We start from the raw sequence: 24,866 nt of genomic DNA, 5'->3' as shown, positions 1-24,866 counted from the left end.
ATGGACCGAAACGCCAGAGATGCAGTTTTAGCCCTCAAAAACAGAGGAATTAGCCCCTCAAAGCTGACCGATAAGCCCCATGCCCACCAAAAAAGTCTCAGAGGACTTGTCGCGCGAGGCTTTGGGCTTGATGGGCTTGACCACCTTGAAGGTCTCTTTGAACATTTTCACAATTTGGCTGTAACCACTGCCATGAAAGACTTTGACCACCAGAGCACCGTCGGGTTTCATGTGATTTTGGGCAAACTCGACAGCCAACTCGATCAAATGCGTGATGCGGGCTGCATCCGAAGACTCAATGCCCGACAAATTGGGAGCCATGTCTGACACAACCACATCCGCCTGACGGCCCTGTAACGCGGCCTCAAGCAAAGTGGCCACCTCGTTTTCCCGGAAATCCCCTTGGATAAACTGAACCCCTTCCACAGGGGCCATCGGCAAAAGGTCCAGCGCGATGATGGTCCCATTGAGCGCCCCCACCGCCGCACCATCGGGCGACAGACGTCTGCGCAGGTATTGACTCCAAGCGCCAGGCGCCGAGCCAAGATCGACCACCAGATTGCCCGGACGGATCAAACCGAGCGTTTCATCGATCTCTTTCAATTTATAGGCAGCCCGTGCCCGATAACCCTCTCTCAGGGCCAGTTTGACGTAGGTGTCATTCACATGGTCGTTCAACCAGGCTTTGTTCACCTTTTTACTTTTGGTTTTGACTTTCATTCTTCTGCGTCCTTGCGGGGATAATACGGGGATGCCCCAAATACAACTCACACCTTCCGAGCGCAAAGTTTTTCGCGCCGATGCCCATCACCTGGATCCGGTCGTCATGATCGGGGGCGATGGCCTGACTCCTGCTGTCGTCAAGGAAACCGAAGCGGCACTGAACGCCCATGGCCTGATCAAAATCAGGGTTCTGGGCGACGATCGCGCTGCGCGCGAAGCCATGTTTGCACAACTCGCTGACCAACTCAATGCTGCGCCTATCCAGCACATCGGCAAATTGCTGATCCTCTGGCGCCCTCAGCCCGAGAAAATCAAAGAGGTTGACGAGGACCGTAAAGCCGGCCCACGCGATTTCAAGATTCTCAAATACAGCTCACGCGGTGGTCAACGCCCCGAAGTCAAAACTGTTCGTGTGTTGGGCAACCAACGCCTGGCGGCCGGCGGTCAAATCAAACGGGCAAAGCCCAAGCAAAAATCAGTCAAAAAAGGCCGCCACGACTGATACGCTTCCTGTCTGAACAAGCTCAAACCACTTTGAAGGCCGTTTTGATACGGCCTTCATTTTGGATGGTTCAGATGTACGAGACACCCACGATTTCATAGCGACGCACACCACCTGGTGCCTGCACTTCCGCCACATCGCCTTCTTCTTTGCCGATCAAGGCGCGGGCAATCGGGCTGCTGATGTTAATCAGTCCCAATTTCAAATCGGCCTCGTCCTCACCCACAATTTGGTAAGTCACGGCTTCACCAGAGCTCTCATCTTCTAGCTCTACGGTCGTGCCAAACACCACTCGACCACCCGCATCCACCGATGTCGGATCGATGACTTGAGCAGCAGACAACTTGCCTTCAATTTCCTGAATGCGGCCTTCGATGAAGCCTTGACGGTCTTTGGCTGCATCGTATTCGGCGTTCTCACTCAGGTCTCCCTGTGCGCGTGCCTCGGCAATGGCTTGAATCACGCCTGGGCGGTCGACTGTCTTAAGGCGGTGCAACTCGTCTTTGAGCTTTTCCGCGCCGCGTTTTGTAATCGGGATGGTTGACATATTCAGTTCTCCAAAAGCAAACCGCCGAGCGTTGAGACTCGGCGGTCATTGTCTGCATTATGCCTTGCACCAAGGTGCCGGACACAGGGCTTGGGCAGCGATTTCAGGCCGCCAATTGCGCGTGCATTTCCTGAACCGAAATCACATCCAATTGGTCCATGTACTTCATGCCTTCGACCGCTGCTTCAGCACCGGCAATGGTGGTAAAGGTCGTGACACGGTTGAGCAAGGCCGAAGTGCGGATGTGGCGCGAATCAGCAATCGCATTGCGACGCTCTTCGACCGTGTTGATGACCAACACCACTTCGTTGTTCTTGATCATGTCCACAATGTGAGGGCGACCTTCGGTCACCTTGTTCACCGTGGCACAAGCCACGCCCGCAGCGTTGATGGCACTGGCCGTGCCCTTGGTGGCAATCAGCACAAAACCTTGCGCCACCAGTTGACGCGCCACTTCAATGGCACGAGGCTTGTCGTTGTTTTTCACCGAGATGAAGACCTTGCCCGAGGGCGAGCCGTCGGCTTTTGAGGGCCGTGGCAGCTTGGTGCCTGCACCCAATTGGCTTTTCACAAAAGCTTCACCGAAGGTCTTGCCAACACCCATGACTTCGCCGGTGGACTTCATCTCGGGACCGAGGATGGTGTCTACGCCCGGGAACTTCACAAATGGAAAGACGGCTTCTTTCACACTGAAATAAGGTGGAGTGACTTCTTTGGTGATGCCTTGCGAAGCCAAGCTTTGACCCGCCATGCAACGCGCTGCCACTTTGGCCAACTGGATGCCCGTGGCTTTGGAGACGTAAGGCACGGTGCGTGAAGCGCGGGGGTTCACCTCGAGTACATAAATGACGTCTTGTCCATCGATGTTTTGAATCGCGAACTGAACGTTCATCAATCCGACCACATGCAAGGCACCCGCCATGGCTGCTGACTGGCGCTTCAGTTCGTTGACTGTTTCCTCTGACAGCGAGTAAGGCGGCAAAGAACAAGCCGAGTCACCGCTGTGCACGCCCGCTTGCTCAATGTGTTCCATCACGCCACCGATAAAGGTCTTGCCTTCGGAGTCGCGGATGCAATCCACATCGCACTCAATCGCATCGTTCAAGAAACGGTCCAGCAACACAGGGGAGTCGTGCGAGACCTTGACCGCTTCGCGCATGTAGCGCTCGAGGTCACGTTGCTCGTGCACGATTTCCATGGCACGGCCACCCAGCACGTAGCTGGGGCGCACCACCAAGGGGTAGCCCAAAGCAGCCGCTTTTTCCAGCGCTTCTGGCTCGGTGCGGGCTGTGGCGTTGGGCGGCTGACGCAGACCCAGCGCTTGCAGCAACTGCTGGAAGCGCTCGCGGTCTTCGGCCGCGTCGATCATGTCCGGGCTGGTGCCGATGATGGGCACGCCAGCAGCTTCCAAGTCGAGCGCCAATTTCAAAGGCGTTTGGCCACCGTACTGCACGATCACGCCTGTGGGCTTTTCCTTGTCCACAATCTCAAGCACATCTTCCAAGGTGACAGGCTCAAAGTACAAGCGGTCTGAAGTGTCGTAATCGGTCGAAACGGTCTCGGGGTTGCAATTGACCATGATCGTTTCATAGCCGTCCTCTCGCATGGCGAGAGCTGCATGCACGCAGCAATAGTCAAATTCGATACCCTGGCCGATGCGGTTCGGGCCGCCGCCAAGCACCATGATTTTCTTGTTGGCTGTGGGCTCGGCTTCGCATTCACCGTCGCCATTGCCTTCATAACAAGAGTACATGTAGGCGGTGTCAGTCGAGAACTCGGCCGCACAGGTGTCCACTCGTTTGTAGACAGGGCGAATGTTCAGGGCATGACGGCGCTCACGCACCACATGCTCAGTGGTTTTCAGCAACTTGGCCAAGCGGCGGTCGGAAAAACCCTTCTTCTTGAGCGCACGCAGTTCTTCGGCCGTGATTGCTTCCAGGGTGATGGTTTCCAGCTCGAGTTCAATCTTCACGATCTCTTCGATCTGCACCAAGAACCAAGGGTCGATCTTGGTCAAGGCAAACACCTCGTCCACACTCAAACCCATAGCAAACGCGTCGCCCACATACCAGATGCGCTCAGGACCGGGCTCGCCCAGTTCTTTTTCCAGGACTTCACGGTCCTGGGTTTTTTCGTTCATACCGTCCACGCCCACTTCCAGACCGCGCAGCGCTTTCTGGAAAGATTCTTGGAAAGTGCGGCCCATGGCCATCACCTCGCCCACCGACTTCATTTGGGTGGTCAAACGGCTGTCAGCTGTCGGGAATTTCTCGAACGCAAAACGTGGGATTTTGGTGACCACGTAATCGATGGATGGCTCAAACGATGCAGGCGTGGCACCGCCCGTGATTTCGTTGCGCAATTCGTCCAAGGTGTAACCCACGGCCAACTTGGCAGCCACTTTGGCAATCGGGAAACCGGTGGCCTTCGAAGCCAACGCCGATGAACGCGAGACACGAGGGTTCATCTCGATGACGACCATGCGGCCATCCACCGGATTGATGGAAAACTGCACGTTCGAGCCGCCCGTGTCTACACCGATCTCGCGCAGCACAGCCAAAGAGGCGTTGCGCAAAATCTGGTATTCCTTGTCGGTCAAGGTTTGCGCTGGGGCCACCGTGATGGAATCACCTGTGTGCACGCCCATGGGATCGAGGTTTTCGATCGAGCAGATGATGATGCAGTTGTCCGCCTTGTCGCGCACCACTTCCATCTCGTACTCTTTCCAGCCGAGCAAGGATTCTTCAATCAGCAACTCGGTCGTAGGCGAAGCCTCTAGTCCGCGTTTACAGATGACCTCGAATTCTTCGGGGTTGTAGGCGATGCCACCGCCTGTGCCGCCCAAAGTGAAGCTGGGGCGAATGACCGTAGGGAAGCCCAAAGTCTTTTGCACATCCCAAGCCTCTTCCATGCTGTGGGCAATGCCAGAGCGCGCTGAGCCCAAACCAATTTTGGTCATGGCGTCTTTGAACTTCAGGCGGTCTTCGGCTTTGTCGATGGCCTCTGGCGTGGCGCCAATCAGCTCGACCTTGTACTTTTCAAGCACGCCGTTGTGCCACAGGTCCAAAGCGCAGTTGAGCGCAGTCTGGCCGCCCATGGTGGGCAAGATGGCATCAGGACGCTCTTTGGCAATGATCTTCTCGACCGTCTGCCAAGTGATGGGCTCGATGTAGGTCACATCGGCCGTGGCCGGGTCGGTCATGATCGTCGCAGGGTTGCTGTTGATCAGGATGACCTTGTAACCCTCTTCGCGCAAGGCTTTGCAAGCTTGCACGCCGGAGTAGTCGAACTCGCAAGCCTGACCAATGATGATCGGGCCGGCGCCAATGATGAGGATGCTTTTGAGGTCGGTGCGCTTTGGCATGTTATTTCGCCTCCATCAGGTTGATGAAGCGGTCAAAAAGGTAAGCAATGTCGTGCGGGCCGGGCGACGCTTCGGGGTGCCCTTGGAAGCAAAAAGCCGGCTTGTCGGTGCGGGCAAGACCCTGCAGGGTGCCGTCAAACAGAGACACGTGGGTGGCACGCAAGTGGGCAGGCAAAGACTTTTCGTCGACAGCAAAACCGTGGTTTTGGCTGGTGATAGAGACACGCCCTGTGTCGAGGTCTTTCACGGGGTGATTAGCGCCGTGGTGACCAAACTTCATCTTGAAGGTTTTGGCACCGCTGGCCAAGGCCATGATTTGGTGACCCAGGCAAATACCGAAAGTCGGAATGCCGGTTTCGATCAACTCAGCAGCCGCCGCAATCGCGTAGTCACAAGGCAGTGGGTCGCCAGGGCCGTTGGACAAGAAGATGCCATCGGGTTTGTGTTTGAGCACTTCAGCTGCAGACGTTTTGGCAGGTACCACGGTCACTTTGCAACCGCGTGCAGCCAACATGCGCAAGATGTTTTTCTTGACGCCAAAGTCATAGGCAACCACATGAAACCTGGGCGATGCCTGAGTGCCGTAGCCCTCGCCGAGCTTCCACTCGGTTTGCGTCCAGTCGTAAGACTGGGTAGCCGTCACTTCTTGTGCCAAATCGAGACCAGCCATGTTGGGCGCCGCTTTGGCGGAGGCAATGGCATCGTCGATCAGGCTTTGCGTCACTTGCTGGCCTTTGGCCAAACCCACAATCGCACCGTTTTGGGCACCCTTGGTGCGCAAAATTCGAGTCAACTGGCGGGTATCGATGTTCGCAATGGCCACCGTGCCTGCGTCCACAAGATAGGACGAAAGGGTCTGGCTTAAACGGAAGTTGCTTGCGATCAATGGCAGATCTTTGATGATCAGACCTGCAGCATGGACTTTGTCAGCTTCGATGTCTTCCACGCTGACGCCGTAGTTGCCGATGTGCGGGTACGTCAAAGTGACGATCTGCTGGCAGTAGCTGGGGTCGGTGAGGATTTCCTGGTAGCCGGTGAGCGAGGTGTTGAACACCACTTCGCCGACTGTGGAGCCAGTAGCTCCAATCGAGTTGCCGATAAAGACCGTGCCGTCTGCGAGCGCCAAGATGGCGGGCGGGAAGGTTCCCTGAAGAGACAAAAGCACTGGGTTCTCCGGAATAGTTCGGGTACGCCTCAGCACTCACCAGAGATGCGATCTCTTTTTGGCTGCTTGTTCGAGGATTGGGCCTAAGATGGACTGTGGCGTACAGGTTGATGCGGGAAAGCCTCTCATTATAGCTGACGACCACTCGAAAACCCTGACAAAGCAACGACAAAACTGCCGGACACAGGCCCTTCGGCGGCTCAAATCGCAGCCGTTGCGCTGGCGTGCAGGCAAATGGCTGCGGCAGTCGCCACATTCAACGACTCTTCCCCTCCGGGCTGTGCAATTCTGACTTTTTGTCGCGCCAAAGCCATCAAGCTGTCGCTGACGCCCTGCCCTTCATGTCCAAAAACCCACGCACACTTTGGTGTCAACTCCTTGCGTTGCAACAGTTCGTGCAAAAAAGGCCCTTCATGGGAGCTGGTGGTCAAAACAGGCACATCCAAAGCGGCCACATCCGCATCGCTAACCGACTCGATCAGATGCAAACCAAAATGCGCGCCCATGCCAGCCCTGAGCACTTTGGGTGACCACAGAGCCGCAGTCCCTTTGATGGCCAGCACCTGGCGATAACCAAACGCCGAGGCGCAGCGCAAAATCGCCCCCACATTGCCTGCGTCCTGTAAACGATCCAAAACCACGGTAGAGGCTTCGGACGAAATTTGCCCCTGCGCTGACCAAGCTACAACAAACCCCATTTGGGCAGGTGACTCAAGACCACTCAGGCTGGCAAACAAAGCATCAGGCAGGACAAACAAGGCGTCGGTCAAGCGGGCCCACTGCGGGCCTTGCTTTTCAAAGCAAGTGGCACTCAACACAATTTGCAAAGGTTTGACACCCCGGTCGATGGCGGCACGGCAGAGATGATCACCCTCCAGCCAAAACTGCCCCGCCTTGCGGTAAGCCGTGGTGTCTTGGGCCAAGCGCCGCCAAGCTTTGACCTGCGGGTTGTCGCGAGAGGTGATCAAATTCATCGGACGCTCCTGGCCACCGGGGCAAAAGTCATTCTGTGGCAGTCTGCCGGTCCATGCGTTTGCAAGGCGGCCAAGTGCTGAGCAGTCCCATAACCCTTGTGTTGATCAAAGCCGTAGACCGGGTAACGTCCATGCATCTCTTCACACAAACGATCACGGTGAACTTTGGCCAAAATGGATGCGGCAGAAATGGCCGGTACGAGTGCATCGCCCTGCACAATAGCTTCCGCCAAGATGTCCAACGTCGGCAATCGGTTGCCATCGACAAGGACCATTTGGGGCTTTAAGCGCAAGCCTTCGACCGCACGCTTCATGGCCAGCATCGTGGCTTGCAGAATATTGAATTGGTCAATTTCCTGCACCGTCGCTTCGGCAATCGAAAAGCACAAAGCCCGCGCACGTATCTCGTCAAACAAACGCTCACGACGCTTTGCCGACAGTTTTTTGGAATCGTTCAAACCAGCGATCGGCTGCAAATCGTCCAGAATCACTGCAGCGGCCACCACAGGCCCCGCCAGCGGGCCGCGCCCAGCCTCATCCACGCCAGCCATCAGACCTGCGGTGTCCCAATTCAATGTTTTTTGCTCAAGAGGCAAGGACTTTTTGGATCGCATGGTTGGCCAGCGTCGGCATGTCCTGACGCAGTTGGTGGTGAAGCTCGGTGAAGCGCTGTTGAATTTGGGCCACAGCCGCCGGATCGTCGAGCCATTGCAAAACAGCCTTGGCCAATGCTTTGGGCTGCACCTGCTCTTGCAAAAATTCAGGTACCAAGCTTTCATTGCACAAAATATTGGGCAAACCGACCCAGGGCAGCAAGCGCTTGCGGTTGGCGATCTGCCAGGACAACCATTGCATTTTGTAAGCGATCACCATCGGACGCTTGTGCAAAGCGGTCTCAAGTGTGGCAGTGCCGCTGGCCACCAAGGCCACATCGCAGGCCGCCTGCACTTCGTGCGAACGCCCCATGACCAGGTGCACACGGCCTTGCATGCCAGCACGGACAATGGCCGCTTCGATCATGGCTTGCAGAGGGCCGTGGGTCGGCAGCACAAACTGCAAGTCGGGCCGCAGCGTCAACATGTGCTTGGCAGCCTGAAGAAACGGCAAAGCCAAACCTTTGATTTCAGCTGGTCGACTGCCCGGCAACAAGGCCACGATGGTGGCATCCTCAGGCAAGCTCAAGGCTTGACGGGCTTTCAGGCGATCAGGCGCCATGTCGATCACGTCGGCAACAGGGTGCCCCACAAAAGTGCCTTGTATGCCGTGTTGCGCCAGCAAAGCAGGCTCAAACGGATAGATGCACAAAACATGGTCCACGCTCTCGCGGATTTTTTGCACACGTTCAGGTCGCCATGCCCAAATGGATGGGCACACCAATTGAACTGTGGGCACACCTTTGTGTCGCAGCAAACGCTCAACAGGCAAATTGAAGTCAGAGGCATCCACACCGATGTACAAGTCAGGTGGCGAAGCCAATACATCCTGAATCAAGGTCTGGCGAATGCCAGTGATATGGCGGTACCGCCAAAGCGCTTCGACCAAACCACGCACCGACAACTCATCGCAAGACCAGCGGGAGACAAAGCCGGCTTCATCCATCTGCGGACCACCAATGCCAAAGGCTTGCAATTGAGGCCAGCTTTTGCGCATGCCCTGCAGCAACAAAGCCGCCAACATGTCACCCGAACGCTCAGCAGCGACCATGCACAAACGCAGATCTTGCGCAGGTGCAGATTCAGAGAGTGGTCGTGCTTCTTTCTCGTTCATCACGCCGTCAAAGCCTGACGAATGACACCGCAAATTTCGTCCACGTCTTCGTTGCTCAGCTCTGGATAAATGGGCAAAGACAAGCAACGCGCAGCCACCGATTCGGTCACAGGGAAGCTGGACCCGGCAGCAATCGAAGCAAATACCTTTTGCTGGTGCAAAGGCACTGGGTAATAAATGGCACTGGCGATTTTTTGCTCCGTCAATGCTTGTTGAATGGCGGCACGGTCATCGGTCAACAAGGTGTACTGGTGGTACACATGCAAACCCACACCATCTTCAAAAGGCGTTTGCACATTCAACCCGGCCAAACCCGCGTTGTAGCGGTGCGCGACACGGCGACGCTCTTGGTTGTATTGGTCAATCAGCGGCATCTTGGCCCGCAGAACAACCGCCTGCAATTCATCAAGGCGGCTGTTGTAGCCAATGATGTCGTGGTAGTAGCGCACCTTGCTGCCGTGGTTGCGCAGCATGCGCAATTTTTCGGCCATGGCATCCGACTGGGTGGTCACCATGCCGCCGTCGCCATAGCAGCCTAAGTTTTTGCTGGGGAAAAAGCTGAAGGCCGCCACATCACCCATCGCACCGGTTTTGCGCCCCCCAATGTCGGCACCAAACGATTGCGCGCAATCTTCCACCAACTGCAGTTGATGTTCTTTGGCCAAGGCCATCAATGGTGCCAAGTCAGCGGGCTGCCCAAACAAATGCACGGGCAGAAAGGCTTTGGTTTGCGGCGTGATCGCACGGCGAGCTTGCTCGACGTCGATGTTGAAGGTGCGCGGATCAATGTCCACAAACACCGCTTTGGCACCCACGTAGGCAATCGCCTCAGCCGTGGCAATGAAGGTGAAGGGCGTGGTGATGACCTCGTCACCCGGCCCAATATCCGCAGCCAGCAATGCCAGGTGCAACGCATCCGTGCCGTTAGCGCAGGTGATGGCGTGCGCCACCCCCAAATAAGCTGCCGCTTCTTTTTCAAACGATTGAACGTTGGGTCCAAGGATGAACTGCGCCGCGTTCAAGGCGCTCAAAAATGCAGGTTCCAGCTGAGGCTGGAGATCGCGGTATTGCGCGACCAAATCGACCATAGGGATGCGCATGGCGTACCTTTCAAATATTCAAAGATCAGGAAATCAAACGGGTGGCTTCGGTGATGCGCTGCACGGCTTCCAATGCACGGCGTCCGGCTTCTCCGCTGACTTTTGGGGGGCGATTGTGGCGAATGCTGTCCACGAAATCCACGATCTCGGCAAACAAAGGATCGGCCTCGCCAAACGATTGTTCGTGCCGCTCAATGGACTGCTCAGGTTCGGCCTGTGGATCGGTCGTGCCTCGGTAAGTGGTCAGCGTACGCGCCTGAAAATCCAGCGAGTGGCAGGCTTGGTTTTGGAACACACGCATTTTTCGCTCGCTTTTCGCGCTGACACGGCTGGCTGTCACATTGGCCACACAACCATTGGCAAAACGAATGCGTGCGTTGGCAATGTCAATGTCCGATGTCAGCACCCGCGCACCCGAGCAATCCACACTTTCGAGTTCGCTGTCCACCAAGGACAAGATCAAATCCACATCGTGGATCATCAAATCGAGCAAGACACTCACATCGGTGGCGCGGGGCTTGAAGGGTGCCAGACGCGAACTGTCGATGAACCTTGGATCTGAGAGCAAAGGCTCCAATGCCAGCGCCGCAGGGTTGAAACGCTCCAGATGCCCCACCGCCAAAACGCAATGGTTTTCTCTGGCCAGTCGGATCAACTCATCGGCTTGCGCCAAGGTCGTGGTCATTGGCTTTTCAACCAAGACATGAACACCTGCACGCAAAAATTCAGCACACACGTCGTAATGACCTTGTGTTGGCACCACGATGCTGACCGCATCAACCTTGCCCAACAAAGCCCGGTAATCCGTCAGCGCCGCGCAGCCCAAGGGGGCAGCGACCGCATCGGCCTGATCCTGACGGCTGTCGACCACGGCCACCAGCTCACACTCAGGAATCTTGGCGTACTTTTGAGCATGAAATTTGCCCAGATAACCAACGCCAATTACGGCACAACGCAACAGGGCCACGGGGCCCTCCTTTCATGCTCGGGGCAGGAAAAGCGCCTGCCCCTTTGAGTTTTCAGTCCACCGAACGGCGGCGCGAACGAACAATGCCCACTTTGGGCGAAACGCCCGCAAGGAAGCTCAACATCATCTCCACATCCCCCTGAGCCTCGGGTTTGTCCTTGGCGATTTGGAGAATGCGCTCTTTGGCCGCTTCGAACGTCAAATTTTCACGGTACAAGGCTTTGTGCATGGCACGCACGGCCGCAATGCGGACTGGCGAATAGCCACGACGTCGGAGACCTTCGGCGTTCACGGTCCGCGCGGCAGCAGGTTGGCCCTGGCAAGTCACATACGGTGGCAGATCGGCAAACAGCAAAGTGCACATTGCAGTGAAGCTGTGAGCCCCCAAACGCAAGAACTGACGCACCACCGTGAAGCCGCCCAGGATCACCCAGTCACCCACGACGACGTGACCGGCCAATTGGGAGTTGTTGGCAAAAATGGTGTGGCTGCCAATGTGGCAATCGTGCGCCAAATGGACGTAGGCCATGAACAGGTTGTCGTCTCCCACTTGAGTGACGCCCCCGCCGTTGACCGTTCCAGCATTGAAGGTACAAAACTCGCGAATAGTGTTGCCGTTGCCGATCACCAATCGGGTCGGCTCACCCGCGTATTTTTTATCTTGAGGCGCAGCGCCCAAGGAGGTGTAGCTGTGAACATGGTTGTTCAAGCCGATGGTGGTGTAACCCTCGATGGTGCAATGCGAGCCCACTGTGGAGCCTGCGCCGATCGTCACATTCGGGCCAATGATGGTGTAAGGACCAACGGTCACGGAGTCGTCCAGCTGAGCAGCCGGATCAACCAATGCAGTGGAATGGATAGTCGCCATAGGTCCTCAGGCAATTTTGCGCATGGTGCACATCAACTCGGCTTCACAGGCCAACTCATGACCCACTTTGGCTTGGGCTTTGAACTTGAAAATACCGGCCTTCATACGATCCAACTGGACCTCAAGGGTCAACTGATCACCTGGCTCCACGGGCCGCTTGAAACGGGCACCATCAATACCAGCAAAGTAATAAACCGTGTTGTCATCGGGGGCGGTATCCAGCGTGTCAAAGGACAACAACGCCGCCGCCTGCGCCAGAGCTTCGAGCATCAACACACCCGGCATGACCGGGCGATGTGGGAAATGGCCCGTGAAAAATGGCTCATTGATGGTCACATTTTTCAAGGCCTTGATGCGAACGCCTTTTTCGATTTCTAACACGCGATCGACCAGCAAAAATGGGTAGCGATGCGGCAACTGTTTGAGAATTTGATGAATGTCCATCATGGTCAGGTTTCCTTGTTGTTTTGAATGTCAGCCTCTAAGGCTTTGATGCGTTCACGCAATCGCGACAATTGTTTGAGACTGGCGGCGTTTTTCTCCCAATTGGCATTGCTGTCCAACGGAAACATACCGGTGTACTGCCCTGGCTGCAGGATGGAACGTGTGACCACCGATGCTGCAGAAATATGCACATGGTCAGCCAGGCTCAAGTGGCCCAGCACCACAGCACCACCACCTACAGTGCAATGCGCTCCAATTCGCGCACTGCCTGCCACTCCCACACATCCGGCCATGGCGGTGTGACACCCCACATGGACGTTGTGTCCGATCTGAATCAGGTTGTCGAGTTTGACGCCATCTTCGATCACTGTATCGTCCAGAGCGCCTCGGTCTATGCAGGTGTTGGCACCGATTTCCACATCGTTGCCAATGCGCACGGCACCCAGTTGCTCGATTTTTTCCCACGTACCTTGGTGCGGGGCAAATCCAAAACCATCGGCACCGATCACGACGCCTGAATGCACCAGACAACGCTCCCCGATGGTGCAATCCTCTCCAACGGTCACGCGCGATTTGAGAACGGTTCCAGCCCCCACTTGGGCCCCACGCTCCACCACACACAAAGGTCCGATCACGGCATCATCGGCAATGCTGGCCTCTGGATCGATGACTGCACTGGGATGGATACGAGGGCCTGCAGCTTTGTGGTGCGCGCCTTTCCACAATCGCGTCAAACGGGCAAAGTACAAATACGGGTCATCGGTGATGATGGCCGCAGGGCGGTGTACAACCTGTGACTCAAAAGCCGGGGCCACAATGACACACCCAGCGAGACTTGGATCCAACTGATTCTGGTATCTGGCTTGGCTCAGAAAACTGATTTGGCCGCGCTGGGCAGTCTGCAAAGGCGCCAAGCCCGATATCTGCATATCGGAAGCTCCTAACAGACGGCCGCCAAGTGCCTCTACGATAGCGCCAAGCGTCAGCGACACGGTCTCAAACAGGCAAATGCCTGTTATTTGCCAACCGAGGCGTTGAGGGCCTTGATGACTTTTTCGGTAATGTCGTGCTTGGGATTGAAGTAAGCGGCATCTTGCAATACCAAGTCGTACTTCTCGGACTCAGCGACTTGCTTGACCGCGCGACCCGCTTTTTCGAAAAGCATTTGATTTTCTTCATTCTTGCGCGCACCCAGGTCTTCCTGAAATTCCCGCTGGCGACGCTTCAAATCGCGGTCTTGCTCAATCAATTGCTTTTGTTTGGCCACGCGCTGAGCCTCAGCCAGTGTGGGCGCATCGCGCTCAAACTTTTCAGCCGACGCCTTGAACGAGCTGATGGCCTCGTTGAGGTCTTTTTCGCGCTTCAAAAACTCGGACTCCAACTTGGCCTGAGCCGCTTTGGCCACATTCGAATCACGCAAAATTCGGTCTGTATTGACGATGCCAATTTTGAAATCTTGTGCTTGCACCAAGCCAGTAAATGCCGATGCACCCGCCAAAAGAGCGACGAGGAGGTTCTTGCGAATCGTTTTCATTAGAAGGATGTTCCGATTTGGAATTGAAGTCGTTGGATTTTATCGCCTGTCTGCTGCCGGATGGGCATTGCGTAAGAGAAGCGCAATGGGCCCATGGGTGAAATCCAGCTCAGGCCGATGCCTGCGGAGGCACGCAATTCGCTCAGAGACAGCTTTTCGCTGTCATCAAAGGCTCTGCCCACATCGGTAAAACCGTACAAACGCAGAGTTTTGTCATTACCTGCGCCCGGGAAAGGCATCATGAACTCTGCATTTAAAACCAGCTTTTTAGCTCCGCCTAGGTAAACACGGGTCAAATTGGTCGCGCTTGTGGGCTTGGATGGGCCCAATGTGGATTGCTCAAAACCTCGAACACTGCCCAAACCACCGACGTAGAAGTTCTTGAACAGAGGGTACTCTTGACCATTCAAGCCAGTGCCCCAGCCCAGATCGGCATTCAATGCCAAAGTGTATTTCTTGCTCAAAGGGAAGTATTGCTGGTACTGGTAATTGCTGCGGAAATAACGAACATCACCGGCAAGACTCAGGTCTGCATTCAGGCGCTGATATGTCCCTTTGGTCGGCACCAGAGCACTGTCACGCCCATCACGGGCCCAGCCCAAGGTCAGTGGCAAAGCCGTGCTGGTACTGCCAAATTTGCCGGCATACTCCTTGTAGGGATCTGGCAAGCCTGTCCCTTCTTTGATCTGCGTCTGCTCGGCATTGGCGCCCACAAAAACAGTGTCTGTTTCAGTCACCGGCACGCCAAAACGCAAACCCAAACCCGAATTGATCAAACTGTACGAATTGATGTCGCCCAAATAAGGCCGCGTTGTACGCTGGAACACATCGAGCGTCCTCGAAATGCCGTTTTGAGTGAAATACGGATCGGTGGTGCTCAGCACCAGATTGCGGTTGTACTTGCTGGTATTGACCTCAACAGCCAGGTAATTGCCAGAACCGAAGGCATTTTCCTGGCGAATGCCAAAACTCAAAGTCACTTTTTCGGCAGAAGAGAAACCTGCACCCAAAGAGATGCTGCCAGTGGGCTTTTCGGCCACGGTGAAAGTCAAATCAACCTGATCGGGGGTGACCGGAATTTCGATGGTTTCCACGTTCACGTCTGTGAAGAAGCCTAAACGGTCAACACGGTCACGTGACAGGCGGATTTTGTCACCGTCATACCAAGCCGCTTCGAACTGGCGAAACTCGCGACGAATCACTTCGTCCCGGGTGCGGTTATTGCCCGCCACCAGAATGCGCCTGACATAAGCGCGGCGTGATGGTTCTGCCTGCAAGACAAATTGGACACGGTTGTTTTGTCGGTCGATCTCTGGCTTGGCTTCGACCCGGGCAAAGGCAAAACCAAACTTGCCAAAGTAATCGGTGAACGCTTTGGTGGTCTCGGCCACGGTTTCTGCGTTGTAAGGCTTGCCAACACCGATCTTGACCAAGGCCTTGAACTCTTCGTCCTTGTCGAGGTAGTTGCCCTCGAGCTTGACGCCAGAGACCACAAAACGCTCCCCTTCGGTCACGTTGATGGTGATCGCCATTTCCTGCTTGTCTGGAGACATCGCCACCTGGGTCGAGTCAATCCTGAACTCCAGAAAACCACGGGCCAAGTAATATGACCGCAAAGCCTCCAGGTCGGCATTGAGTTTGGTGCGGGCATAGCGGTCAGACTTGGTGTACCAACTCATCCAGCCACCGGTGTCCAGGTTGAACTGATCTCGTAAATCGGATTCTGAAAAAGCCTTATTGCCCACGATCTGAATTTGCTTGATCTTCGCAGGCCCACCTTCGGTGATGGTGAAACTCAGGTTCACCCGATTGCGGTCCACTGGCGTTGCTGTGCTCACCACTTCGGCGCCGTAAAGACTGCGGCTGATGTACTGACGCTTGAGTTCCTGCTCGGCCTTATCAGCAAGCGCTTTGTCATAGGGTCGACCTTCGGCCAAACCCACCTCTTTCAAAGCCTTGAGCAAGACATCCTTGTCAAACTCCTTGAGCCCGATGAACTCAACTGCGGCCACCGATGGGCGCTCTTCAACCACCACAACCAACACATCACCTTGGGTCTCGAGGCGCACATCCTTGAACAAACCGAGTGCAAAAAGAGCGCGAATGGTTGCAGCGCCTTTTTCATCCGAATATTCATCACCCACCCGCAATGGCAAAGAGGCAAAAACAGTACCAGACTCGATGCGCTGCAAACCCTCAACGCGGATATCGCGCACAGTAAATGGGTCAACAGCCCAGGCCGGCATACAAGCCATCAAGGACGCCACCACTGTCAGTACAGCAGGTTGAATGCGCGAACGAAGATCTAAAAAATTCATGGAGCAACCATATAAAGGTCAAAGGCCGAATGGTCATACACCACGATCGGCCAAAAAACCATTTGAAAAACCAAGCAAAGTGCCACCTCAAAGGGGCAGTTCATCATTTTTACTGGCACCGTCAAGGCTACAGCAGTCAAGGCAATGAAGCCAAGATAATACACCTCACGAAAAGGGCATGAAAGGCCTGTACGACAGCTTGCGCCCTGCCCAAAAACATCAACTCAGTCTTGCCACCACTTCACGTGCCGCCACACGACTTCGGTGGTCAAGAACCAGCAAATCATCGAGGTTTTCAGGTCGACCACTGACCACGTTCTGCAGGGTTGCCTCATTGACATGGTGAATGTGGTCAAAACGAATCTGCCGATTCAGAAATGCCTCCACCGCAATTTCGTTGGCCGCGTTCAAAACTGCACAGCTGCCTGGTGCTCCTTTCAAGGTGGCCCACGCCAGCTTCAACCCAGGGAACCTCTCGGGATGACCGTGATCGTCCATCGACTCAAACGTCATAGCTGCCAAGGCATGAAAATCCAACGCGGCGGCGCCCGACACCATGCGCTCAGGCCAGCTCAGGCCAAATGCAATCGGCACCCGCATGTCGGGCGTGCCCAGCTGGGCCACCACAGAATTGTCTTTGTACTGCACCATGGAATGGATCACGCTTTGGGGGTGAATCACAACCTCAAGCTGGTCCGGGTCCAAGCCAAACAAATAACGCGCTTCTATGACCTCAAGGGCTTTGTTCATCATGGTTGCCGAATCCACCGAAATTTTGCGACCCATCACCCAGTTGGGGTGAGCGCAGGCCTGATCAGGGCTGACCTCATGGAGTGTCGATGGGTCGCGACCACGAAACGGCCCACCCGAGGCCGTCAAAATGATTTTGTCGACCCGCCGTTGCCAAGTAGAGGGGTCTTCGGGCAGTGATTGGAAAATAGCGGAGTGCTCGCTGTCAATCGGCAACAACACCGCTCCGCCCTCACGCACGGCAGTCAAGAACACTTCACCGCCCACCACCAGCGCCTCTTTGTTGGCCAATAACAGTTTTTTCCCTGAACGTGCTGCCGCCAAACAAGGTGACAAACCTGCCGCCCCCACAATGGCAGCCATGACAGCATCCACCTCAGGCGCAGAGGCCACCGCATCCAAAGCGGCAGCGCCCCATCGGACCTCGGTGTTCAAACCTTCGGCCTTCAGCTTGTCTGCCAACAAGCGTGCCTCATCTTCGCGGACCATGACAGCGACCTCAGGCCGAAACTGGGCACATTGGGCCAACATCAAGCCGACCTGCGTCGAGGCCGTCAATGCATACACCCCAAACTGCCCTGGATGACGGGCCAAAACATCCAATGTGCTTTTGCCAATCGAACCGGTTGAGCCCAAGATGGTGATGCGTTGTTTTGTTTGCATGGAATGTGCTCTTCACTTAAATCCAGAAAACCAGCATCATCGCCAAAGGCAACGCTGGCAGCAATGCATCGACTCGGTCCAGCACGCCGCCGTGTCCGGGCAACAAACCCGAGCTGTCTTTCATGCCTGCACTGCGTTTGACCAAGGACTCCACCAGATCGCCGACCACGCTCATGGCGGACATGAACAACAAGGCGGGCAAGGCAACCCACCCACCTTTGGCAAACAACAAGGAATAAAAGCTCGAGTCAGGCAACGCCAAGCGACGGTCAACTTCGACCCACGCAAGGGCGACCAGCAAAACCCCGAGCATGCCGCCAAAAACACCTTCCCAACTTTTACCGGGACTGATGTTGGCTGCCAGCTTGATCTTGATCCAACGCCCGCCAAAAGCTTTGCCAAAAAAATAGGCAAAAACATCGGCCGCCCAGACCAGTACCAGGACGGACAACAGAAAATTCACCCCTCGCTGGTGGGCTTGTGCCATGGCCACCCAGGCCAAGGTCAAAAGCAACAATCCGGCCATCCAACGAACGCCGCGTGGCCAAAGCCCCCAGCCAGCAACCCCTCGCTGAATCATCCAGGCACCCAGCAAAACCCACATCGCACCAGCCATCAACCAAACAAGCGGCGGCGTGCGCTGTACCCAGCCCAACTGTTCAGCCACTGCGCAAGCCAACAAACAGATGACCGCACCCGACCAGGCCAGCCAAGCGGGCATGCCATTCAAGCGCCCCCACTCCCATGCACCTGCTGCGATCAACACCACCGTCAAGCCCATAAAAGGCCAAGGGTTGGACGCAAACAAGGCGGGTAAAAGCAAGGCCAGCAAGGCCAGAGCAGTGATGACTCTTTGTTTGAGCATGGATTCTCCAGAAAAAAAGGCCGCCAATGGGCGGCCATTCAGGCCGCGGCATGCCACGGCAAGGGATTCAAACTCAAACCGCCATGATCTCTTGTTCTTTGGCAGTCACCAACTGGTCAATCTCGGTCATGCGCTTGTCGGTCAGTTTTTGGGTGTCGGCTTCAGCGCGTTTTTGATCGTCTTCAGAGGCCTCTTTGTCTTTGACCAGCTTTTTAACCGACTCATTGGCGTCACGGCGCAGATTGCGAATAGCGATCTTGGCGTTTTCACCTTCTGTGCGGGCCAACTTGGTCATTTCCTTGCGACGCTCTTCACTCATGGCCGGCATAGGAACACGAATCAGCTCGCCCATCGAAGCAGGGTTCAGACCCAACTCGCTTTCACGAATGGCCTTTTCGATTTTAGCGGCCATGGACTTTTCCCAAGGCTGAACGCTGATGGTGCGCGAATCCATCAAGGACACATTGGCCACTTGGGACAAGGGCAACATCGAGCCGTAATAGTCAACCTGAATCGTGTCCAACAACGCAGGGTTGGCACGGCCCGTGCGAATACGCGTCAGGTTGTTCTTGAATGCCGCAATGGACTGCTCCATTTTGGTTTCAGTTGTTTTTTTGATGTCTGCAATCGTCATGAAGTTCTCCTCGTCAGAACGGGTTCAAGCGTAAACCAGCGTGCCTTCGTCTTCACCCAGAACCACGCGCTTCAAGGCACCGTTCTTGATGATCGAAAACACCTTGATGGGCAATTTTTGGTCACGGCACAAAGCAAACGCTGTTGCATCCATGATGCCCAGATTGCGCGAAATGGCTTCGTCGAAGCTGATTTCACTGTAACGGGTGGCCGAAGGATCTTTTTTCGGGTCGGCAGAATAGACGCCGTCCACTTTGGTGGCCTTGAGGACCATCTCTGCACCGATTTCAGCCCCACGCAAAGCCGCAGCCGTGTCCGTGGTGAAAAACGGATTGCCCGTGCCCGCCGCAAACACCACGACTTTTCCTTCTTCGAGGTATTGCAATGCTTTCGGGCGGACATAGGGCTCAACCACTTGGTCAATGCCAATCGCCGACATGACGCGTGCCGTTAAACCCGCTTTGTCCATGGCATCAGCCAAGGCCAAAGAGTTCATGACGGTAGCCAGCATGCCCATGTAATCGGCCGTGGCACGGTCCATGCCCACCGAACCACCAGCCACACCCCTGAAAATGTTGCCACCACCAATGACGACCGCCACTTGCACACCGAGGCGCGTGATTTCGGCGATTTCCTCGGCCATGCGCACGATGGTGGCACGGTTGATGCCAAACGCATCGTCCCCCATCAGCGCCTCGCCGGACAGCTTGAGCAAAATGCGCTTAAAGGCTGGCTTGGCTGAAGACATGATGGGCTCCTTGAATATCAATGTGGACGATGGAATGGCTGCGCAACAGGTGCGTGAACTCAGGCTGCGGCTTGAGCAGCAGCCACTTGGGCCGCCACTTCAGCGGCGAAGTCGTCAACCTTCTTCTCAATGCCTTCGCCAACCACGTACAAGGTGAATGCCTTGACGGTGGTGCCTGAGGCCTTGAGCATTTGCTCAACGGTTTGCTTGTCGTTCTTAACGAAAGACTGGTTGAACAAAGACACTTCTTTCAGGTATTTCTGAACAGAACCTTCAACCATCTTGGTCACGATGTCGGCAGGCTTGCCGGACTCGGCTGCCTTGGCTGCAGCGACCGAACGCTCTTTTTCGATCAGCTCGGCTGGCACTTCAGCGCTGGTCAGGGACACAGGCTTCATAGCGGCAACGTGCATGGCCACATCTTTGGCGGCCGTTTCGTCACCGTCGAACTCGACCAACACGCCGATGCGGGTGCCATGCAGGTAATTGGCAATCTTGGCGCCACCAGCAGCACGCTTGAAGCGGCGGAAGCTCATGTTCTCGCCGATCTTGCCGATCAGGCCTTTGCGCACGTCTTCGAGTGTGGGGCCGAAACTGTCTTGGCTGTAAGGCAACTCGCCCAAAGCGGCAAGGTCAGCAGGATTGTGTTCAGCCACCAGCTTGGCCGCAGCGTTGGCCAGAGCCAAGAAGCTGTCGTTTTTGGTCACAAAATCGGTTTCGCAGTTCACTTCGATCATGGCGCCGGTGGTGCCGTTGACGAAGCTGGTGACAACGCCTTCAGCGGTCACGCGCGATGCAGCTTTGCCAGCCTTGGTGCCCAACTTGACGCGCAACAACTCTTCCGCTTTGACCAGGTCGCCTTCGGCTTCGGTCAATGCTTTTTTGCACTCCATCATGGGAGCGTCGGTTTTTGCGCGCAGTTCAGCGACCATGCTTGCGGTAATTACAGCCATTTGATTTCTCCGTATTCAGTCTAAAAGTCAGATTAAAAAAAAGGGGCCACGAAGCCCCTTTCATCGAGTCTTGGAAACTCAGGCAGAAGCGTTGGCTTCTTCGACGAATTCGTCAGCGCCTTCGGTGACAGCCTTGACCACGTCATTGACCGCATTGGCGCGGCCTTCGATGATCGCGTCAGCGATGCCACGGGCGTACAAAGCCACAGCCTTGGCCGAGTCGTCGTTGCCGGGGATGATGTAGTCGATGCCTTCTGGCGAGTGGTTGGAGTCAACCACACCGATCAATGGAATGCCCAATTTCTTAGCTTCCGAGATGGCGATTTTGTGGTAGCCGACGTCGATCACGAAAATCGCATCAGGCAAAGCAGCCATGTCTTGGATGCCACCGATGTCTTTTTCGAGCTTTTCCATCTCGCGCTTGAACATCAACTGTTCTTTTTTGCTCAGGCTTTCGAGGCCGACTTCTTGCTGAGCCTTCATGTCCTTCAGACGCTTGATCGAGGTCTTGACGGTTTTGAAGTTGGTCAGCATGCCGCCCAACCAACGCTGGTCGACGAATGGAACGCCTGCGCGCTGGGCTTCAGAAGCGACCATTTCGCGAGCTTGACGCTTGGTGCCGACCATCAGGATCGTGCCGCGGTTGGCAGACAACTGCTTGGCAAACTTGATCGCATCCTGGAACATCGGCAACGATTTTTCCAGGTTAATGATGTGAATTTTGTTGCGGTGACCGAAGATGAAGGGAGCCATCTTGGGGTTCCAGAAGCGGGTTTGGTGGCCAAAGTGGACACCGGCTTCCAGCATTTCGCGCATGGTAACGGACATAGTAAGTACTCCAAAGGTTGTGTCTAAAACCAATCCACTGATTCAGCTTGCCGTAAAAAGCAAGCAAAACACCTTGACGGGACGGGTTTGCGAATGAACTCTGCTGACATGAAAAGGTTCTTTGGGAATTGACACCCAAAAGACACGAATCGCGCTGCACAAAGCCTTAGGATTATAGCATCCTGACGACCCTTTATCGAGGTGCCACCCCATGAAATCAGACCTCATCGCCACGCGCCAAGCCCTATTGGACGGCCGCAAGCAACCTTTAGATGTGGCACAGGCCTGCCTAGATATGGCGCAAAGCGATGCATGCCAGCATGCATTCAGACTCATCACCGCCGACAACCTGATCAACACAGCCACCCAAGCGGGCGCGCCTAGGCACCCCTTGGCCGGTCTGGCCGTCTCCGTCAAAGACTTGTTTGACGTTCAAGGTCAAAACACCGCTGCAGGCTCTGCTGTTTTGCAAAACCAGCCGCCTGCCGCCAAAGATGCCACCGCCGTCGCGCGTTTGCGCGCGGCAGGTGCCGGCTTCATTGGACGCACCCACATGGTGGAATTCGCCTTTTCGGGCGTCGGGGTCAACCCGCACCATGGCACACCGGCCGCTTGGGACGCCTTGACCGACACACCCGCGGGATCACGCCACGCAGCCCACGCCCCCGGCGGCTCCAGCTCGGGCGCGGCGGTTTCAGTCGCCACCGGTGCGGCATTTATTGGCCTCGGTTCGGACACGGGCGGCTCCATTCGCATCCCTGCTGCCCAGAATGGCATTGTTGGCTTTAAAAATACCGCCAGACGTGTGCCTACACACGGCGCCGTGCCTTTGTCCAGCACGCTGGACACGGTGTGCGCCATGACCCGATCGGTCAGAGACGCGGTTTTAGCCCATGAAATTTTGTCGGCCCGAAAAGTTCCCACATCCAAACGCCCGTTGTCGTCTTATCGTTTGGCCGTAGCCACAAGCGTGATGCAAGACGACATGGACAGCTGCGTGGCCCATGCATTTGAGCGGAGCTTGAAAAATTTGCGCGCTGCTGGCGCTCAAATTGAAGACATTGCCCTCACCGAGCTGCTGGACATTGCCCCAATGATGGCCACGGGCGGCTTCAGCCCCGCGGAAAGCTTCGCCTGGCACCGTGATTTATTAGCGCAACACGGCGATCAGTACGACCCCCGTGTAGCGCACCGAATCCAGCGGGGTGCCCAGATGGCCGCGCACGAATACATCCATTTGCTGCAAGCTCGGGCTGACTGGATTCGCCGCATGGAAAACCAGCTGCAGCGCTTTGACGCGGTTTTATCGCCCACCACACCCATCACCGCCCCACTACTCAGCAACGTGGCACCCGGTGCAGAACGCGATGCCGAATTTTTTCGAGTCAACGCCATGCTGCTGCGCAACCCCAGCGCCATCAACACGCTGGATGGCTGCGCCATTTCATTGCCTTGCCACGCGCCGGGTGAATTGCCTGTCGGCTTGATGGCCTGGCACTCGGCGATGCACGACGATGCCATTCTTCAATTGGCTCTCCTGCTGGAACCCATCCTGCAATCCCGTTGAGCACCATGCAAAAGCTGTCCAACACCTCAGCGTGGCCTGTGTACGAACGGGACAGCATTCGCTGCCTTGAAACACAACTTCAAGGGAGCAGCTCGACCCCGCTGATGCAGCAAGCCGGCTTGGCCACGGCCCAGCTGGCCTTGGCGATGGCACCGCATGCCCAGCGCATTTGGGTCGCCGCAGGTCCAGGCAACAACGGCGGAGACGGCTTGGAAGCAGCGCTTCACCTGCACCGCTGGGGAAAATCGGTTCACGTCAGCCTGATGGTGCCCGCTGCGAATCTGCCGCCCCCCGCGCATGCTGCTTGGCTAAGGGCGCAAAAAGCTGGCGTTCGCATTACATCTGACTTTCCCACAGAGTGGCTGGCCGAAATGGTGCCGCAAGACTTGTGCATTGACGCCCTTTTGGGCATCGGGGCCACGCGCCCGCTCAGCGCGGGTATGCAAACTTGGGTAAAAGCCATCAACCAATGCAAGGCCAAAGTTCTGGCCATTGATGCACCAACCGGGCTGGCCCCGGATTCTGGGCAACTGCTGGGCGGGCCCAAAGATGCGGCGCTTTGTGTTCAAGCCGATCAGACACTCACATTCATCGCAGCCAAACCCGGCCTGTTCATGGGGCATGGCCGCGATGCGAGCGGGCAACTCTGGCTTGAAAGCTTGAGGCACACGAGCACGGGCACGGGCATCACCATCCCACCACAAGCCTGGCTCAACAGGCCGCAAGCTTCTCTACCCAAAAGACATGCCAGCCACAAAGGGAGTCATGGCGATGTGGCGGTGATTGGCGGCATGGCCATGGCTGCAAGCGAAATGGGCATGACCGGGGCCGCTGTTTTGGCGGCCTCAGCCGCTTTGCACGCAGGTGCAGGTCGCGTCATTTTGAGCCTGCTGTCAGGCCAAGCCACGCAGAGCGCATCACCCGATGTCATGCAACGCGAATGGCAGCACCTTGATTTGGAAAAACTGCATGTGGTCTGCGGCTGTGGCGGTGGCCAAGCCGTGCAGTCGGTCATGCCAGCGGTCTTGCGGCGCAGCGCGCAATTGGTACTGGATGCCGATGGGCTGAACGCCTTGGCGCAAGACGACCGCCTGAAAGCGGGGCTGCGCCAACGCGCAAGCGCGCAACCAAGCGTCATCACACCCCACCCCTTGGAAGCGGCACGGCTTTTACACTCCAGCACCACTCAAGTGCAAAACGACCGTTTGAAGGCAGCTCAAAATCTGGCAGACCGATTTCAATGCACGGTGGTCTTGAAAGGTTCGGGCACGGTCATCACCGCACCCGGTCAAACCCCTCGCATCAACACCACAGGCAATGGCCGCCTGGCCGTCGGCGGCACGGGCGATGTGCTGGCTGGACTCATCGGTGCACGCATGGCTCAAGGCATCAGCGCATTTGAAGCCGCTTGCATAGCCGTAGCGCAGCATGGTCAATTGGCGGACGATTGGCCCGAAGCGCATGCGCTGACGGCCAGTCGATTGGCAGAACGCTTGACCTGACCGATTGCCACAGAGCACAAAAGCAAAAAGCCAGACTACGAGTCTGGCTTATTGACATGATCCGGTAACACAGGCCACCCGAAT

At 56.0% G+C, this 24,866-nt stretch carries 23 protein-coding genes; 3 read left to right on the top strand and 20 right to left on the bottom strand.

The window, feature by feature from the left end; genetic code table 11:
* Positions 1 to 57: 57 nt before the first annotated feature.
* Positions 58 to 720 carry an RlmE family RNA methyltransferase gene (locus BN3544_RS03240; protein ID WP_019428742.1) on the bottom strand — a complete coding sequence of 221 codons (663 nt, stop codon included), beginning with the start codon at positions 718 to 720 and terminating at the stop codon, positions 58 to 60.
* Between the two features lie 31 nt (positions 721 to 751).
* On the opposite strand from BN3544_RS03240, the gene BN3544_RS03235 reads away from it, so the two are divergent.
* Complete coding sequence (locus BN3544_RS03235) at positions 752 to 1,225, top strand: YhbY family RNA-binding protein (protein ID WP_019428741.1); 474 nt, start codon at positions 752 to 754, stop codon at positions 1,223 to 1,225.
* 70 nt (positions 1,226 to 1,295) lie between these two features.
* Here BN3544_RS03235 and greA read toward each other — a convergent pair whose 3' ends face one another.
* From greA to rpsB, 19 genes are all read right to left on the bottom strand, one after another.
* Positions 1,296 to 1,772: a transcription elongation factor GreA gene (gene greA / locus BN3544_RS03230; RefSeq protein ID WP_019428740.1), complete on the bottom strand. Its 477-nt coding sequence runs from the start codon at positions 1,770 to 1,772 to the stop codon at positions 1,296 to 1,298.
* A gap of 103 nt (positions 1,773 to 1,875) precedes the next feature.
* Positions 1,876 to 5,136, bottom strand: coding sequence for a carbamoyl-phosphate synthase large subunit (gene carB / locus BN3544_RS03225; RefSeq protein WP_019428739.1), 3,261 nt, complete (start codon positions 5,134 to 5,136; stop codon positions 1,876 to 1,878).
* 1 nt (position 5,137) lies between these two features.
* The gene (gene carA / locus BN3544_RS03220; protein WP_026036435.1) at positions 5,138 to 6,301 is read right to left on the bottom strand and encodes a glutamine-hydrolyzing carbamoyl-phosphate synthase small subunit; all 1,164 of its coding nucleotides are present in this window, start codon (positions 6,299 to 6,301) and stop codon (positions 5,138 to 5,140) included.
* A 200-nt stretch (positions 6,302 to 6,501) separates the two neighbouring features.
* On the bottom strand, positions 6,502 to 7,275 hold the full coding sequence (locus tag BN3544_RS03215; protein WP_019428737.1) for a TrmH family RNA methyltransferase: 774 nt from the start codon (positions 7,273 to 7,275) through the stop codon (positions 6,502 to 6,504).
* On the bottom strand, positions 7,272 to 7,889 hold the full coding sequence (gene rnhB / locus BN3544_RS03210; protein ID WP_026036434.1) for a ribonuclease HII: 618 nt from the start codon (positions 7,887 to 7,889) through the stop codon (positions 7,272 to 7,274). Before rnhB ends, BN3544_RS03215 begins: the two co-directional genes overlap by 4 nt.
* Positions 7,861 to 9,042 (bottom strand): lipid-A-disaccharide synthase, encoded by a 1,182-nt coding sequence (gene lpxB, locus BN3544_RS03205; protein WP_019428735.1) that lies wholly within the window; start codon positions 9,040 to 9,042, stop codon positions 7,861 to 7,863. The genes rnhB and lpxB overlap by 29 nt, the downstream gene beginning before the upstream one ends.
* A complete protein-coding gene (locus BN3544_RS03200) occupies positions 9,042 to 10,142 on the bottom strand; it encodes a DegT/DnrJ/EryC1/StrS family aminotransferase (protein WP_036074675.1) in 1,101 nt (366 codons plus the stop codon). The genes lpxB and BN3544_RS03200 overlap by 1 nt, the downstream gene beginning before the upstream one ends.
* Positions 10,143 to 10,167: 25 nt before the next feature.
* Positions 10,168 to 11,109, bottom strand: coding sequence for a Gfo/Idh/MocA family protein (locus tag BN3544_RS03195; protein WP_019428733.1), 942 nt, complete (start codon positions 11,107 to 11,109; stop codon positions 10,168 to 10,170).
* 52 nt (positions 11,110 to 11,161) lie between these two features.
* Complete coding sequence (lpxA, locus tag BN3544_RS03190; RefSeq protein WP_026036432.1) at positions 11,162 to 11,977, bottom strand: acyl-ACP--UDP-N-acetylglucosamine O-acyltransferase; 816 nt, start codon at positions 11,975 to 11,977, stop codon at positions 11,162 to 11,164.
* A gap of 6 nt (positions 11,978 to 11,983) precedes the next feature.
* Positions 11,984 to 12,424 (bottom strand): 3-hydroxyacyl-ACP dehydratase FabZ, encoded by a 441-nt coding sequence (gene fabZ, locus BN3544_RS03185; RefSeq protein ID WP_019428731.1) that lies wholly within the window; start codon positions 12,422 to 12,424, stop codon positions 11,984 to 11,986.
* 2 nt (positions 12,425 to 12,426) lie between these two features.
* Positions 12,427 to 13,413, bottom strand: a complete 987-nt coding sequence (gene lpxD, locus BN3544_RS03180; RefSeq protein ID WP_026036431.1) for a UDP-3-O-(3-hydroxymyristoyl)glucosamine N-acyltransferase — start codon at positions 13,411 to 13,413, stop codon at positions 12,427 to 12,429.
* 23 nt (positions 13,414 to 13,436) lie between these two features.
* Positions 13,437 to 13,955: an OmpH/Skp family outer membrane protein gene (locus BN3544_RS03175; RefSeq protein ID WP_019428729.1), complete on the bottom strand. Its 519-nt coding sequence runs from the start codon at positions 13,953 to 13,955 to the stop codon at positions 13,437 to 13,439.
* On the bottom strand, positions 13,955 to 16,273 hold the full coding sequence (gene bamA / locus BN3544_RS03170) for an outer membrane protein assembly factor BamA (RefSeq protein ID WP_019428728.1): 2,319 nt from the start codon (positions 16,271 to 16,273) through the stop codon (positions 13,955 to 13,957). The genes BN3544_RS03175 and bamA overlap by 1 nt, the downstream gene beginning before the upstream one ends.
* Positions 16,274 to 16,492: 219 nt before the next feature.
* On the bottom strand, positions 16,493 to 17,686 hold the full coding sequence (gene dxr, locus BN3544_RS03165; protein WP_019428726.1) for a 1-deoxy-D-xylulose-5-phosphate reductoisomerase: 1,194 nt from the start codon (positions 17,684 to 17,686) through the stop codon (positions 16,493 to 16,495).
* Between the two features lie 16 nt (positions 17,687 to 17,702).
* Positions 17,703 to 18,551: a phosphatidate cytidylyltransferase gene (locus tag BN3544_RS03160; RefSeq protein ID WP_026036429.1), complete on the bottom strand. Its 849-nt coding sequence runs from the start codon at positions 18,549 to 18,551 to the stop codon at positions 17,703 to 17,705.
* Positions 18,552 to 18,624: 73 nt separating this feature from the next.
* Entirely contained in the window at positions 18,625 to 19,185 is a 561-nt protein-coding gene (frr, locus tag BN3544_RS03155; protein ID WP_019428724.1) for a ribosome recycling factor, read from the bottom strand.
* Between the two features lie 24 nt (positions 19,186 to 19,209).
* A complete protein-coding gene (pyrH, locus tag BN3544_RS03150) occupies positions 19,210 to 19,932 on the bottom strand; it encodes a UMP kinase (RefSeq protein ID WP_019428723.1) in 723 nt (240 codons plus the stop codon).
* Positions 19,933 to 19,991: 59 nt separating this feature from the next.
* Complete coding sequence (gene tsf, locus BN3544_RS03145) at positions 19,992 to 20,885, bottom strand: translation elongation factor Ts (protein WP_019428722.1); 894 nt, start codon at positions 20,883 to 20,885, stop codon at positions 19,992 to 19,994.
* 78 nt (positions 20,886 to 20,963) lie between these two features.
* A complete protein-coding gene (rpsB, locus tag BN3544_RS03140) occupies positions 20,964 to 21,713 on the bottom strand; it encodes a 30S ribosomal protein S2 (RefSeq protein WP_019428721.1) in 750 nt (249 codons plus the stop codon).
* Positions 21,714 to 21,924: 211 nt separating this feature from the next.
* Here rpsB and BN3544_RS03135 point away from each other — a divergent pair, with 211 nt between their 5' ends.
* Together BN3544_RS03135 and BN3544_RS03130 are read left to right on the top strand one after the other, a co-directional pair.
* The gene (locus BN3544_RS03135; RefSeq protein WP_019428720.1) at positions 21,925 to 23,280 is read left to right on the top strand and encodes an amidase; all 1,356 of its coding nucleotides are present in this window, start codon (positions 21,925 to 21,927) and stop codon (positions 23,278 to 23,280) included.
* A gap of 5 nt (positions 23,281 to 23,285) precedes the next feature.
* On the top strand, positions 23,286 to 24,782 hold the full coding sequence (locus BN3544_RS03130) for a bifunctional ADP-dependent NAD(P)H-hydrate dehydratase/NAD(P)H-hydrate epimerase (protein WP_026036428.1): 1,497 nt from the start codon (positions 23,286 to 23,288) through the stop codon (positions 24,780 to 24,782).
* Positions 24,783 to 24,866: the final 84 nt, after the last annotated feature.

Source organism: Limnohabitans sp. Rim47, assembly GCF_001517545.1.
Classification (GTDB): Bacteria; Pseudomonadota; Gammaproteobacteria; order Burkholderiales; family Burkholderiaceae_C; genus Limnohabitans_A.
This window is presented reverse-complemented; position numbering and strand designations above follow the sequence as displayed.

Coding starts and splice junctions, on each gene's coding strand:
- BN3544_RS03240 (WP_019428742.1), bottom strand. CDS start 720: ATGAAAGTCAAAACCAAAAGTAAAAAGGTGAACAAAGCCTGGTTGAAC.
- BN3544_RS03235 (WP_019428741.1), top strand. CDS start 752: ATGCCCCAAATACAACTCACACCTTCCGAGCGCAAAGTTTTTCGCGCC.
- greA (WP_019428740.1), bottom strand. CDS start 1,772: ATGTCAACCATCCCGATTACAAAACGCGGCGCGGAAAAGCTCAAAGAC.
- carB (WP_019428739.1), bottom strand. CDS start 5,136: ATGCCAAAGCGCACCGACCTCAAAAGCATCCTCATCATTGGCGCCGGC.
- BN3544_RS03215 (WP_019428737.1), bottom strand. CDS start 7,275: ATGAATTTGATCACCTCTCGCGACAACCCGCAGGTCAAAGCTTGGCGG.
- rnhB (WP_026036434.1), bottom strand. CDS start 7,889: ATGCGATCCAAAAAGTCCTTGCCTCTTGAGCAAAAAACATTGAATTGG.
- lpxB (WP_019428735.1), bottom strand. CDS start 9,042: ATGAACGAGAAAGAAGCACGACCACTCTCTGAATCTGCACCTGCGCAA.
- BN3544_RS03200 (WP_036074675.1), bottom strand. CDS start 10,142: ATGCGCATCCCTATGGTCGATTTGGTCGCGCAATACCGCGATCTCCAG.
- lpxA (WP_026036432.1), bottom strand. CDS start 11,977: ATGGCGACTATCCATTCCACTGCATTGGTTGATCCGGCTGCTCAGCTG.
- fabZ (WP_019428731.1), bottom strand. CDS start 12,424: ATGATGGACATTCATCAAATTCTCAAACAGTTGCCGCATCGCTACCCA.
- BN3544_RS03175 (WP_019428729.1), bottom strand. CDS start 13,955: ATGAAAACGATTCGCAAGAACCTCCTCGTCGCTCTTTTGGCGGGTGCA.
- bamA (WP_019428728.1), bottom strand. CDS start 16,273: ATGAATTTTTTAGATCTTCGTTCGCGCATTCAACCTGCTGTACTGACA.
- dxr (WP_019428726.1), bottom strand. CDS start 17,686: ATGCAAACAAAACAACGCATCACCATCTTGGGCTCAACCGGTTCGATT.
- BN3544_RS03160 (WP_026036429.1), bottom strand. CDS start 18,551: ATGCTCAAACAAAGAGTCATCACTGCTCTGGCCTTGCTGGCCTTGCTT.
- frr (WP_019428724.1), bottom strand. CDS start 19,185: ATGACGATTGCAGACATCAAAAAAACAACTGAAACCAAAATGGAGCAG.
- pyrH (WP_019428723.1), bottom strand. CDS start 19,932: ATGTCTTCAGCCAAGCCAGCCTTTAAGCGCATTTTGCTCAAGCTGTCC.
- tsf (WP_019428722.1), bottom strand. CDS start 20,885: ATGGCTGTAATTACCGCAAGCATGGTCGCTGAACTGCGCGCAAAAACC.
- rpsB (WP_019428721.1), bottom strand. CDS start 21,713: ATGTCCGTTACCATGCGCGAAATGCTGGAAGCCGGTGTCCACTTTGGC.
- BN3544_RS03135 (WP_019428720.1), top strand. CDS start 21,925: ATGAAATCAGACCTCATCGCCACGCGCCAAGCCCTATTGGACGGCCGC.
- BN3544_RS03130 (WP_026036428.1), top strand. CDS start 23,286: ATGCAAAAGCTGTCCAACACCTCAGCGTGGCCTGTGTACGAACGGGAC.